A 12,741-nucleotide genomic window follows, 5' to 3' on the forward strand; every position below is an offset into this window, starting at 1 on the left:
CCCTATCCTGCCGCCTCGTCCCCGGCGAGGGCCACCGCCGTGTTCACCAGCCCGATGTGGCTGAACGCCTGCGGGTAGTTCCCCAGCTGGCGGCCCGTCACCGTGTCGTACTCCTCGGCCAGCAGGCCCACGTCGTTGCGCAGCTCCAGCAGCCGCTCGAAGAGCTCCTCCGCCTCGGTGGGGCGCCCGGTCCGCAGCAGCGCGTCCGCGAGCCAGAACGTGCAGACGATGAAGGCCCCCTCCTCGCCCGGCAGCCCGTCCACCGACGCCCCCTCGGTGCTGTAGCGGCGGACCAGGCCGTCGCTGCCCAGCTCCGCGCGGATGGCGTCGACCGTGCCGACGATCCGCGGGTCGTCCGGCGGCAGGAAACCCGTACGGACCATGAGGAGCGTCGCCGCGTCCAGCGCCTTCGAGCCGTACGACTGGGTGAAGGTGTTCCGCACGGGGTCGTACCCCTTCGCGCACACCTCGGCGTGCACCGCGTCGCGCATCGCGCGCCAGCGGTCCGGGTCGCCCGGCAGGGAGGGGTCGGACTCCAGGGAGGCGACCGCGCGGTCCGCCGCGACCCAGGCCATCACCTTCGAGTGGACGAAGTGCTGCCGCTCGCCCCGGATCTCCCACAGGCCCTCGTCGGGCTCGCGCCAGGTGGACTCCAGGAAGCCGAGCAGGCTGAGCTGGAGGTTCCAGGCGTGCGGCTTGTCGCTCAGGCCCGCGTCCCGGGCGAGGCGGAGTGCGTCGATGACCTCGCCGTACACGTCGAGCTGGAGCTGACGGACCGCCGCGTTGCCGGTGCGGACCGGCCGGGAGCCCTCGTACCCGGACAGCCAGGGCAGCTCCGTCTCGGGCAGCCGGCGCTCACCGGCCAGCCCGTACATGATCTGGAGGTCGGCCGGGTCGCCTGCGACGGCGCGCAGCAGCCAGTCCCGCCAGGCCGCCGCCTCGTCCAGGTAGCCGGCGGCGAGCAGTGCGCCGAGGGTCAGAGTGGCGTCCCGCAGCCAGCAGTAGCGGTAGTCCCAGTTCCGTACTCCCCCGATCTCCTCGGGGAGCGAGGTGGTCGGGGCCGCCACGATCCCGCCGGTCGGCCGGTACGTCAGCGCCTTCAGCGTGATCAGCGACCTGAGCACCGCGTCCCGGTACTTCCCCTGATAGGTGCAGGTCGCCGACCACTTCGCCCAGTCCTTCAAGGTGTGCTTCAGCGCTTTGTACGGGTCGATCAGCTTCGGGCGCGGCGAGTGCGAGGGGTGCCAGGTCAGGACGAACGCCACCTGCTCGCCCTCGGCGACCGTGAAGGAGGAGCAGGTGCTGAACTGCTGCCCCCACGTCTTGACCGGCGGGTCGCTGCGCAGCCAGACCGAGTCCGGCCCGGCGACCGCCACCCGGTGGCCGTGCGAGCGGCGCATCCAGGGCACGATGGAGCCGAAGTCGAAGCGCAGCCGCAGCACCGAGCTCATCTCGACGCTCCCGCTGATCCCCTCGACGATCCGCATCAGGTCCGGCGACTTGTCGCGCTGCGGCATGAAGTCGGAGACCTTCACCGTCCCGGTGGGGGTCTCCCAGTACGTCTCCAGGACGAGGGATTCGTCGGCGTAGCCGCGACGGGTGCAGGTGTCGGACGCGGCGGTGCCCTCGGGCGCGATCCGCCAGTGTCCGTTGTCCTCGTCGCCCAGCAGCGCCGCGAAGCAGGCGCCCGAGTCGAAGCGCGGCAGGCAGAGCCAGTCGACGGAACCGTTTCTGCCGACGAGTGCGGCCGTCTGGAGATCGCCGATGAGGGCGTAGTCCTCGATACGTTGAGTCACGCAGTTGCGTTTTCCCGAATGGGGCCGTTGCTAAGCAGGCGGGATGCCGGCGGGGCGGGGCCGTCCGGGTGGACGCGTGACCGCGTGCCCGAGGTTTCCCTACACGCGGGCGGGCTCCGGCTCCCCGGCCCCCTCCGCGGCGGCCTGTGCCGCCGCCTCCGCACGGTCGCGCTTCTCCCGGCGTACCAGCACCGTCCAGCCGACCGGCACACCGGCCGCGAACAGCCACCACTGCACGGCGTACGCCATGTGAGGGCCGATCGAATCGTGGTCGGGGGTGGCGATCTGCTCGGGCGAGTTCCCCGCTGCCGCGGGCGCGGTCATCTCGATGTAGCCGCCGAGGACCGGACGGGAGAGCAGCGCCGACTGCTGGGCGCTGTTGATCAGCATGACCTGGCGGTCCGGCAGTCCCTTGAGGTCCTTGATGCCGCTGGTGTCCGTCGTCTCGTCCGCCATCAGCCGACCGGTGACGGTGACGTCGCCCTTCGGGGCGGCCGGTACGTCGGGGAAGGCCGACTGGTCGGCGGCGGACTCGACCCAGCCGCGGTTCACCATGACGGTGCCGCCGCCGTCGAGGTTCATCGGGGTGAGGACGTGCACCCCGATGCGGCCGTCGTCGGAGGTACGGCGGCGCACCACGACCTCGTGGGCGGTGTCGAAGGTGCCCCGGGCGGTGACCGTGCGCCAGTAGTCCGCGCGGGGCACGGTGTGACCGGGCGAAGTGAGCCGTTGGACGGGCTCCGGATCGGCGGAGAGGTTCCGCGCGATCAGGGCGTTCTGCGCGACCTTGTGCTGGTGGCGGTGCAGCTGCCAGAAGCCCAGCTCGACCATGGTCGGGATCAGGACGAGGACGAGGAGGGTGACGAGCACCCACTGCCGGGTCAACAGGAAGCGGTACACCCCATGACCGTACAACCGGGGTCATGGGGTGCGTCACGGTGGGGTGGTCCGTCGGGCCCGTCACACTTTGTCCACGATGCCCGCCTTTCCCTCGGCGCGGGCGCAGTGACCGCCGCAGAACCAGTGCCCGTCCACCTCGACGCCCTGCCCGATCACCTGCACACGGCAGTGCTCACAGATCGGCGCCATGCGGTGGATGGCGCAGGCGAAGCAGTCGAAGACGTGCACCGCGCCCTGCGCGTGCACCTCGAAGGACATCCCGTAGTCGTTTCCGCAAACCTCACAACGTGCCATGCGCCACAGGGTGGGACGCGGGCGAGCGGCGGGCGAGCGGCGGCCGGGCGAGTCGCCGCCGGTTCACTCCTATGCCTGTGGTGCGGCCGGTGCCACGTCCCGCAGCAGATGGGTGAAGGCCGCCTCGTCCACCACCGGCGTACCGAACGACTTCGCCTTGACCGTCTTCGAGGTCGCGGAGTCCGGGTCGTTGGTCACCAGCAGGCTGGTGAGACGCGACACACTCGTCGCGATGTGCAGCCCGGCCTCCACCGCGCGGTCCTCCAGCAGCTCGCGGTCGACCGAGGTGTCCCCGGAGAACGCCACCCGCATGCCCTGCTTCAACGGCTGGTCCGCGCTGTACCGCCCCGGATTGGGGTACGGGCAGGCGGCCCGCTTCCGCGAGGGGCGCCAGCTGTTCTGCCCGTACGAAGGCTGGTGGCCGATCTTCGGCCGCACCGGCGAGTCCGACCACTCCGTCAGCGGCCGGCACTCCAGCAGCGGCAGCCGCACCCCGTCCCGCGCCGCCGCCCGCAGGCTCGGCCGGAACGCCTCGGCCAGCACCCGGGCGTCGTCCAGCGCGTGGTGCGCCTGCTCCTGGACGACCCCGAAGTGCGAAGCCAGGGAGGACAACTTGTGGTTGGGCAGCGGCAGCCGCAGCTCCTTGGCCAGAGCGATGGTGCAGAGCCGCTGTTCGACCGGGGCGACCACGGAGGCGCGCGCGTACTCACGGGCGATCATCGACCAGTCGAACGCGGCGTTGTGGGCGACCAGCACCCGGCCGGTGAGGTACTCCGAGAGCTGCCCGGCGATCTCCGCGAAGAGCGGGGCGCCTTCGAGCACCTCGGTGGTCAGGCCGTGGATCCACACCGGTCCCGGGTCGCGCTCCGGATTCACCAGCGTGTACCAGTGGTCCTCGATCTCGCCCCGGGAGTCCAGGCGGTAGACGGCGGCGGACACTATCCGGTCGTCGCGGGCGAGTCCGGTGGTCTCCACGTCGACGACCGCGTACCCCTGGGGATACGCGGCCGGCCACGGCGCTGCGGTCTGACGGTCGTCGAGCATGGTCACAGAGAATACGGGCCGAGACCGACAGTCCCCTATTCGGCCGCCTTCCGGACGCCGATGCGGTACGGGTGCTCCCGCTGGTTCCCCGGGCGGTGAGACGATCCGCGGGTGACGGACACCCAAGGCGCCCCGCAGCACGACGAGCCCCACGACGGGGCCCTCGGAACCCGGTTGAACTGGCTGCGGGCCGCCGTCCTCGGAGCCAACGACGGCGTGGTCTCCACGGCCGGCCTCGTCGTCGGTGTGGCGGGCGCCACGGGCGACCGGAGCACGCTGCTCACGGCGGGGCTCGCCGGACTGCTGGCGGGGTCGATGTCCATGGCCGCCGGGGAGTACGTCTCCGTCTCCACCCAGCGCGACTCCGAGAAGGCCGCCCTCGCCACCGAGCGCCGCGAGCTCCGCGACGAACCCGAGGCGGAACTGGTCGAGCTGACCGACCTCCTGGAGGGCAAGGGCCTCAGCCACGAGGTCGCCCGCGAGGCAGCCCTCCAGCTCACCGCACGCGACGCGCTGCGCGCCCACGCGGAGGTGGAGCTCGGCATCGACCCCGACGAGCTCACCAACCCCTGGCACGCGGCGGGCGCCAGCTTCCTCGCGTTCACGGCGGGCGCGCTGCTGCCGCTGCTCGCGATCGTGCTGCCCCCGTCTTCGTACCGGCTGCCGGTGACCGTGGCCTCGGTGCTCGTCGCCCTCACGGCGACCGGCTGGTGGAGCGCCCGCCTCGGCAACGCTCCGGTGGCTCCGGCGGTGCTGCGCAACGCGGGCGGGGGAGCGGTGGCGATGGGCGTCACCTACGCGGCGGGGACGCTGCTGGGGATGGCCGGGGTGTGAACCCGCAGCGGTCCCTGTTGGTGGAACTCACCAAACAACAGGGGTGGTTCCTCCCGCTTACTTGGTGGTAACCACGTCTGTTCCGCCACCCCGTGGCAGCCCTACGGTTCATCGCATGGAGCCGAACCTGCCCGATGTCGTGCTGTGGTCCCTGCCGGCCTTCGTCCTGCTCGCCCTCGTCGAGATGATCAGCTACCGCTTCCACCCGGACGAGGACGCCGCCGGCTACGACACCAGGGACGCGGCCACCAGCGTCACCATGGGGCTCGGCTCGCTCGGCTTCGACCTGCTGTGGAAGATACCGATCCTCGCGATCTACACGGCGGTGTACGAACTCACCCCGCTGCGGGTCCCCGTCCTGTGGTGGACGGTCCTGCTCATGCTGCTCGCCCAGGACCTCCTCTACTACTGGTCCCACCGCGGCCACCACGTCGTCCGCCTGCTCTGGGCCTGCCACGTGGTCCACCACTCCAGCCGGAAGTTCAACCTCACCACCGCACTGCGCCAGCCCTGGACCTCCGCGACCGTCTGGCCGTTCTACCTGCCGATGGTCGCCTGCGGGGTGCACCCCGCCGCGCTCGCCTTCTGCCAGTCCGCCAACCTCGTCTACCAGTTCTGGGTGCACACCGAACGCGTCGGGAAGCTGCCCCGCCCCTTCGAGTACGTCCTCAACACGCCCTCGCACCACCGGGTGCACCATGCCTCCCAGGGCGGCTACCTGGACCGGAACTTCGGGGGCATCCTGATCCTCTGGGACCGGCTCTTCGGGTCGTTCACCGAGGAGGGGGAACGGCCCGTCTACGGCCTCACCAAGAACATCGCCACCCACAACCCGCTGCGCGTCGCCACCCACGAGTACGCGGCCATCGCCCGCGACGTCCGGGCGGCGACGAGCTGGAGCGAGCGCGCCGGACGGATCTTCCGGGGCCCCGGCTGGCAGCCCGCCACCGCGACCGCAACCGCCGCCACCACCGCCCCGGCCCCGCGACACCCCCCGGTCACCGGGACCGCCGGATGACCGGCCGCGCCGGGGCAGCGCCCACGGGCGGGACGCGCGCCGCGCGGGCGGCCCGGGCCGCGCCCCTGCTGCTCGCCGGGTACCTGGTGCTGTCCGCAGCCGACCTGGGCGGGCTGCTGGCCGGGGCGGACACCGCCCACCTTCTCGCCAAACCGCTGCTGATGCCGGTGCTCGCCGCGTACGCCGCCGTCCGGGGCGGGCCCCGGTGGCTGATCGCCGCGCTGCTCTTCGGATGGGGCGGCGACGTGGCCCTGATGGTGGACCACGACACCGCCTTCCTCCTCGGCATGGGCTCCTTCGCCGCCGGACACCTCTGCTACCTCCGGCTTTTCGGCCGCGCGCGGGCCTCACGGACGGCGGGCTGCGTCTACGCGGCCCTGCTCGCCGCCGTCCTGGTGGCGATGTGGGGCGACCTGCCGGCCGGGATGCGCCTGCCGATGACCGGGTACAGCCTGCTGCTCGCCACCATGGCCTGGCGCTCCGGCGCCCTCGGCCGGTACGCCGCCGCAGGCGGGGCGCTCTTCCTGCTCTCCGACTCGCTGATCGCCACCGGGGTCGCCGACTGGCCGCAGCCGCCCGCCCACGACTTCCTCGTCATGCTCACCTACATCGCCGCCCAGCTCCTGCTCACCACCGGAGCGGTCGGGGGCGTACGGGGGCCCAGGGCGGCGGGGGCGTACCGTGGAAAGGTTGAAACCGTCTGAAACCAGCGAGGACCCCCACATGCGCGCCACCGTCATCCACGCCCCGCACGACATCCGGGTGGAGGACGTGCCCGACCCGGTCGTCCAGCAGCCCACCGACGCGGTGGTACGGGTGCTGCGCGCCTGCATCTGCGGCAGCGACCTGTGGGCCTACCGCGGCGAGTCCGCCCGCAAGCCCGGCCAGCGCATAGGCCACGAGTTCCTCGGCATCGTCGAGCAGGCCGGCTCCGACGTCACCGGGTTCCGGGCCGGCGACCTCGTCGTCGCCCCCTTCGTCTGGTCGGACGGCACCTGCGCCTACTGCGCCGACGGCCTCCACACCTCCTGCCCGCAGGGCGGGTTCTGGGGTTCCGAGGGCTCCGACGGCGGCCAGGGCGAGGCCGTCCGCGTCCCCTTCGCCGACGGCACCCTCGTCAAGCTCCCCGCCGAGGCCGCCTCGGACGACCGGCTGCTCACCGCGCTGCTGGCCCTCTCCGACGTCCTGGGCACCGGCCACCACGCCGCCGTGGGCGCCGGGGTGAAGCCCGGTTCCACCGTCGCGGTCGTCGGTGACGGCGCGGTCGGCCTCTGCGGCGTCATGGCCGCCAAACGCCTCGGCGCCGACCGGATCATCGCGCTCGGCCGCCACACCGCCCGTACCGACATCGCCCGCGCCTTCGGCGCCACCGACGTCGTCGCGGCGCGGGGCGAGGAGGCCGTGGCCGCCGTGCGTGAGCTGACCGGCGGCGCCGGCGCCCACAGCGTCATCGAGGCCGTCGGCACCGAGCAGTCCATGCGGACCGCCTTCGGGATCGCCCGCGACGGCGGGGCGGTCGGCTACGTCGGCGTCCCGCACGGCAGCGGCACCGGCCTGGACCTCGGCGACATGTTCAACCGCAACGTCGCCCTGCGCGGCGGGGTCGCCCCGGTCCGCGCCTACATCCCCGAGCTGCTCCCCGACGTGCTGGACGGCACCATCGACCCGTCGCCCGTCTTCGACCTGGCGGTGGGTCTGGACGAGGTGCCCGCCGGATACCGGGCGATGGACGAGCGCACCGCGCTGAAGGTCCTCGTCAAGCCGTAGGGACACGCGGGGGAGGGACCGGGACGCGTTCGCCCGGCCCCTCCCCGTGTCACGCCGCGCCGGTCAGAAGCGGACCGCGTCCAGCGCGTCCACGTTCCCGGCTCCGTAGAAGCCGTTGTACGCCTTGCCGCCCTCGCAGACCGCGTCGACGGTGCCGTCGCTGTCGATGTCGTACGGTGCTCCGCACGCGGTGGCGTCGGCCTCCAGGGCCAGCAGCGCCTTCACCGCGGCGGCCGAGGCGTGCGGGTGCCGCGACTTGATCAGGGCAACGACGCCGACGACGTGCGGGGTCGCCATCGACGTACCGGCCTTGTAGTTGTAGCCGCCGCCGACCCCCGTGGAGAGGATGAGGCCACTGGTCGCCGGGGCGTCGGGCCGCTGGTAGACCGTCGAGTCACCACCGGGGGCGGCCACGTCGATCACGCCGTAACCGTAGTTCGAGTACGACGACTTGAGGCCCTTGGCCCCCGTCGCGGAGACGGTCACCACGCCCGGCAGCATCGACGGAATGTCGAGGCAGGTGCGCGGGTCGATGACGCGGTCCTCGGTGACGGTGTCATTGGGGCTCGTGGAGTCCTCGATGGAGTCGGCGGCCAGGTCGTGGGCGGAGTTGCCGGCCGCCGCGACGTTCACGACACCCTTGCGCTCCGCGTACCGGGTGGCCCGGCCGAGCGACTCGACCAGGGCACCCTGGTCGGGGTCGTTCTTGCAGTTGTAGAGCCACGGGTCGGTGTAGTAGCTGTTGTTCGTCACGTCGACGCCGTGCTCGGCGGCCCAGACGAAGCCGCAGACGACGGCCTCCGTGTAGAAGAACCCGTCCGTGGTCGCGACCTTGATCCCGGCGACCTTCACGCCCGGGGCCACGCCCGTGACGCCGATGCCGTTCTTCGCGGCGGCGATGGTTCCGGCGACGTGGGTGCCGTGGTCGCTCTCGCCCGCGGCGGGGCGCCAGGACCCCGGCGTCGTGTCGGGGGCGCCGGAGACGCAGTTGGCGGAGGCCGCCGCGTCGAAGTTGGGGGCGAGGTCCGGGTGGGTGTCGTCGACGCCCGTGTCGATCACCGCGGCCGTGACGTTCCTGCTGCCCGGATTGATCTGCTGGGCCTTGTCCGCCTTGATGGCGGGCAGGTCCCACTGCAAGGGCTCCAGCGGGTCCTGGGACGCGGTCGCGGTCGCCGCCGCACCGGCCGCCTCCGCCGCCGTGAGCGGCTGCGCCGCCGCGCCGACGTCGGTGGTCGCCTGCGGGACGATCGGGTTGGTGCGCGTGGCACCGGCCGATTCGACGCCGCGCACCCGGCGGACGGTCTGGGCGAACGCGGGGTTCTGCGAGTGGACGACGAGGACGCCGATCTGGTCGTACGCGACGACGATCGTGCCGCCGGCCTTCGCGACGGCCTTCTCGACCTGCTCGACGGTCTTGCGACTGCCTTCGGTGTTCACGACGTAACTGAGCTCCGGGCCGTCCAGCGACACGGCCGGGGCCGGGGCGGCCGAGGCGGCGGTGGCCGGCAGGACGCCGAGGGAAGCGGTGAGCGCGAGTCCTAGGGGCAGCGCGAGTGCCGTCACGCGCCTGGATGCCAGATGAGCCATGGGTTCTCCACATCATCCGTATCAGCCGGCCGGACACCTTGCGTGTCTGGTCGGGTACATGACCAGTGAAATTAGCGTCGATCATCGCCGCGCATCAATGAATTGAGGCAAACGAGTTCGAAGGGTGATCTCCGAGGGCCGTTCGGGGCGCTTTCCCGTCATCCCGGCGGCCGAAGAGGGGGTGAACCGCTTCGTCGCGCCGCACGTGCCGTTGTCAGGGGAGTCGCACGACCGATCCAGTGAGGTTCCCCATGAGACCGATCACGTCCCCCATCACCGCCCCCGCGTCGCGAGGAGATTCCGTGGCTACCGATGCACCGCCGCCAGAGGGCGGTACGGACACCAGTCCGGCCCAGCCCACCACCGAGGCCTACCTCGAGGTGCAGGAGAGCGCGGAGTTCGCCGAACTGCGCCACTCGCACCGGTCGTTCGCCTTCCCGCTGACCGTCGCCTTCGTCACCTGGTACCTGCTCTACGTCCTGCTCTGCAACTACGCGGGCGACTTCATGGGCACCAGGATCGTCGGCAACATCAACGTCGCGCTCGTCCTCGGACTCGCCCAGTTCGCCACGACCTTCCTCATCGCGTGGCTCTACTCCCGCCACGCCGCCACCAAGCTCGACCCGAAGGCGGCGGCCATCAAGTCCCGTATGGAGGCCGACGCATGAGCGCCGCCCAGGTCGCGCACCCCGTCGTCCAGCTCGCCGCCGAAGGCGCGAGCGACCACCGGACGCTGATCATCACCCTCTTCGCGGTCTTCGTCGTCGCGACCCTCTTCATCACCGTGTGGGCCGGGCGCCAGACCAAGAGCGCCGCCGACTTCTACGCGGGCGGACGCCAGTTCACCGGCTTCCAGAACGGACTCGCCGTCTCCGGCGACTACATGTCCGCCGCGTCCTTCCTCGGCATCGCCGGAGCCATCGCGCTCTTCGGCTACGACGGCTTCCTCTACTCCATCGGCTTCCTGGTCGCCTGGCTCGTCGCCCTGCTCCTGGTCGCCGAACCCCTGCGCAACTCCGGCCGCTACACGATGGGCGACGTCCTCGCCTACCGCATGCGCCAGCGCCCCGTACGAACCGCCGCCGGCGCCTCCACCATCGTCGTCTCGATCTTCTACCTGCTCGCCCAGATGGCCGGCGCCGGTGTGCTCGTCTCGCTGCTGCTCGGCATCACCAGCGACGGCGGGAAGATCGCCATCGTCGCCCTGGTCGGCCTGCTCATGATCGTCTACGTCACCATCGGCGGCATGAAGGGCACCACCTGGGTGCAGATGGTCAAGGCCGTCCTGCTCATCGCGGGCACCCTGCTCATCACCTTCCTGATCCTGCTGAAGTTCCACTTCAACATCTCGGACCTGCTGGGCACCGCCGCCACCAACAGCGGCAAGGGCCACGCCTTCCTGGAACCCGGCCTGAAGTACGGTGCCACCGGGACCTCGAAGCTGGACTTCCTCTCCCTCGGCATCGCCCTGGTCCTCGGCACCGCCGGACTCCCGCACATCCTGATCCGCTTCTACACCGTGCCCACCGCCAAGGCCGCCCGTAAGTCCGTCAACTGGGCCATCGGCATCATCGGCGCCTTCTACCTGATGACGATCGTGCTCGGCTTCGGTGCCGCCGCGCTGCTCAAGCCGGACGACATCGTCGCCTCGAACAAGGCGGGCAACACCGCGGCCCCGCTGGCAGCCCTGGAGATCGGCGGCGGCGCCGGATCCACCGGCGGCGCCGTACTGCTCGCGGTGATCTCCGCCGTCGCCTTCGCCACCATCCTCGCCGTGGTCGCCGGGCTCACCCTGGCGTCCTCGTCGTCCTTCGCCCACGACATCTACGCCAACGTCATCCGCAAGGGGAAGGCGACGGAGAAGGAGGAGGTCCGCGCCGCCAAGTGGGCCACCGTCGCCATCGGCATCGTCTCCATCGGCCTCGGCGCCATGGCCCGCGACCTCAACGTGGCCGGACTGGTCGCCCTGGCCTTCGCCGTCGCCGCCTCCGCCAACCTGCCGACGATCCTCTACAGCCTCTTCTGGAAGCGGTTCACCACCCAGGGCGCTCTCTGGTCCATCTACGGCGGGCTCGCCTCCTCCGTCCTGCTGGTGCTCTTCTCGCCGGTCGTCTCCTCCAAGCCGTCCTCGATGTTCCCGGACGTCGACTTCGCCTGGTTCCCCCTGGAGAACCCCGGCCTGATCTCCATCCCGCTGGGCTTCCTGCTCGGCCTGGTCGGCTCCCTGCTCTCCAAGGAGGAGCCCGACAAGGGCAAGTACGCCGAGCTGGAGGTCAAGTCCCTCACCGGTGTCGCCGCGCACTGAGCCAGGAAAGTTCACACAAGCGTGCGGATTCGGCACGCCCTCCCGCGCCGGTCGCGTCGTAAAGTCCTCATGACGTGACCGGCGCGGTCGTGCGGCCACCGTGCGCGGGGCCCGACCGCCCGGCTCGCGTACTCTCGGAAGAGAGAAGAGCCAGGACCGCATCACGGATTTCCGTGAAAGTCATCGGGGGAGGGTGCACATGCTCATCGACACCTACGACCGGGTCGCCACCGACCTTCGTGTCTCCCTGACCGACAAATGCAATCTCCGCTGCACCTACTGCATGCCCGAAGAGGGACTCCAGTGGCTCGGCAAGAGCGAGCTGCTCAGCGACGAGGAGATCGTCCGGCTCGTCCGGATCAGCGTCGAGCTGCTCGGCATCACCGAGGTGCGGTTCACCGGTGGCGAGCCCCTGCTCCGCCCCGGCCTGGTGGGCATCGTCGAGCAGTGCGCCGCTCTGACGCCCCGCCCCAGGATGTCCCTCACCACCAACGGCATCGGGCTGGGGCGCACCGCCGCCGCCCTCAGGGCCGCCGGGCTCGACCGGGTCAACGTCTCCCTGGACACCCTGCGGCCGGACGTCTTCAAGACGCTGACCCGCCGCGACCGCCACCGGGACGTGCTGGACGGACTCGCCGCCGCGCACGAGGCGGGCCTCGCCCCCGTCAAGGTCAACTCCGTGCTGATGCCCGGACTCAACGATGACGAGGCCCCCGAACTCCTCGCCTGGGCCGTCGAGCACGGCTACGAACTCCGCTTCATCGAGCAGATGCCACTGGACGCCCAGCACGGCTGGAAGCGCGACGGAATGATCACCGCCGGTGACATCCTCGCCTCGCTGCGCACCCGCTTCACGCTCACCGCCGAGGACGACGGGGCACGCGGCTCCGCCCCCGCGGAACGCTGGACCGTGGACGGCGGCCCGCACCGCGTCGGGGTCATCGCCTCGGTGACCCGTCCGTTCTGCCGGGCCTGCGACCGCACCCGGCTCACCGCCGACGGACAGGTCCGCACCTGCCTCTTCGCCCGCGAGGAGACCGACCTGCGGACCGCGCTGCGCTCCGGCGCGGCGGACGAGGAGATCGCCCGGCTCTGGCGCGTCGCCATGTGGGGCAAGAAGGCGGGCTCGGGCCTGGACGACCCGTCGTTCCTCCAGCCCGACCGGCCGATGTCGTCGATCGGCGGCTGACCGGCCG

Annotated in this window: 12 protein-coding genes; 7 read left to right on the forward strand and 5 right to left on the reverse strand. The window is 71.4% G+C overall.

The window, feature by feature from the left end:
- Positions 1 to 2: 2 nt before the first annotated feature.
- From OHT52_RS25030 to OHT52_RS25045, 4 genes are all read right to left on the reverse strand, one after another.
- Entirely contained in the window at positions 3 to 1,796 is a 1,794-nt protein-coding gene (locus tag OHT52_RS25030) for a glycoside hydrolase family 15 protein (RefSeq protein ID WP_328722438.1), read from the reverse strand.
- A gap of 99 nt (positions 1,797 to 1,895) precedes the next feature.
- On the reverse strand, positions 1,896 to 2,696 hold the full coding sequence (locus OHT52_RS25035) for an SURF1 family cytochrome oxidase biogenesis protein (protein ID WP_328722439.1): 801 nt from the start codon (positions 2,694 to 2,696) through the stop codon (positions 1,896 to 1,898).
- A gap of 60 nt (positions 2,697 to 2,756) precedes the next feature.
- Positions 2,757 to 2,990 (reverse strand): hypothetical protein, encoded by a 234-nt coding sequence (locus OHT52_RS25040; protein WP_136320436.1) that lies wholly within the window; start codon positions 2,988 to 2,990, stop codon positions 2,757 to 2,759.
- A gap of 69 nt (positions 2,991 to 3,059) precedes the next feature.
- On the reverse strand, positions 3,060 to 4,040 hold the full coding sequence (locus OHT52_RS25045) for a DEDDh family exonuclease (protein ID WP_328722441.1): 981 nt from the start codon (positions 4,038 to 4,040) through the stop codon (positions 3,060 to 3,062).
- A 105-nt stretch (positions 4,041 to 4,145) separates the two neighbouring features.
- Between OHT52_RS25045 and OHT52_RS25050 the strand changes: the two genes are divergently transcribed.
- The 4 genes from OHT52_RS25050 to OHT52_RS25065 all read left to right on the forward strand — a co-directional run bounded on the left by OHT52_RS25050 (position 4,146) and on the right by OHT52_RS25065 (position 7,653).
- The gene (locus tag OHT52_RS25050) at positions 4,146 to 4,868 is read left to right on the forward strand and encodes a VIT1/CCC1 transporter family protein (protein WP_328722442.1); all 723 of its coding nucleotides are present in this window, start codon (positions 4,146 to 4,148) and stop codon (positions 4,866 to 4,868) included.
- A 115-nt stretch (positions 4,869 to 4,983) separates the two neighbouring features.
- On the forward strand, positions 4,984 to 5,886 hold the full coding sequence (locus OHT52_RS25055; protein ID WP_328722443.1) for a sterol desaturase family protein: 903 nt from the start codon (positions 4,984 to 4,986) through the stop codon (positions 5,884 to 5,886).
- On the forward strand, positions 5,883 to 6,590 hold the full coding sequence (locus tag OHT52_RS25060) for a lysoplasmalogenase (protein WP_328722444.1): 708 nt from the start codon (positions 5,883 to 5,885) through the stop codon (positions 6,588 to 6,590). The genes OHT52_RS25055 and OHT52_RS25060 overlap by 4 nt, the downstream gene beginning before the upstream one ends.
- A gap of 19 nt (positions 6,591 to 6,609) precedes the next feature.
- Complete coding sequence (locus OHT52_RS25065; protein ID WP_328723891.1) at positions 6,610 to 7,653, forward strand: zinc-dependent alcohol dehydrogenase family protein; 1,044 nt, start codon at positions 6,610 to 6,612, stop codon at positions 7,651 to 7,653.
- 63 nt (positions 7,654 to 7,716) lie between these two features.
- On the opposite strand, the gene OHT52_RS25070 is transcribed toward OHT52_RS25065, so the two are convergent.
- A complete protein-coding gene (locus OHT52_RS25070) occupies positions 7,717 to 9,240 on the reverse strand; it encodes a S8 family peptidase (protein ID WP_328722445.1) in 1,524 nt (507 codons plus the stop codon).
- 302 nt (positions 9,241 to 9,542) lie between these two features.
- Here OHT52_RS25070 and OHT52_RS25075 point away from each other — a divergent pair, with 302 nt between their 5' ends.
- From OHT52_RS25075 to moaA, 3 genes are all read left to right on the forward strand, one after another.
- Positions 9,543 to 9,908, forward strand: a complete 366-nt coding sequence (locus OHT52_RS25075) for a DUF485 domain-containing protein (RefSeq protein WP_328722446.1) — start codon at positions 9,543 to 9,545, stop codon at positions 9,906 to 9,908.
- Positions 9,905 to 11,545, forward strand: a complete 1,641-nt coding sequence (locus OHT52_RS25080) for a solute symporter family protein (protein ID WP_328722447.1) — start codon at positions 9,905 to 9,907, stop codon at positions 11,543 to 11,545. The genes OHT52_RS25075 and OHT52_RS25080 overlap by 4 nt, the downstream gene beginning before the upstream one ends.
- A gap of 199 nt (positions 11,546 to 11,744) precedes the next feature.
- Positions 11,745 to 12,734 (forward strand): GTP 3',8-cyclase MoaA, encoded by a 990-nt coding sequence (gene moaA, locus OHT52_RS25085; protein WP_328722448.1) that lies wholly within the window; start codon positions 11,745 to 11,747, stop codon positions 12,732 to 12,734.
- Positions 12,735 to 12,741: the final 7 nt, after the last annotated feature.

Source organism: Streptomyces sp. NBC_00247, from assembly GCF_036188265.1.
In the GTDB taxonomy this organism is placed as follows: domain Bacteria; phylum Actinomycetota; class Actinomycetes; order Streptomycetales; family Streptomycetaceae; genus Streptomyces.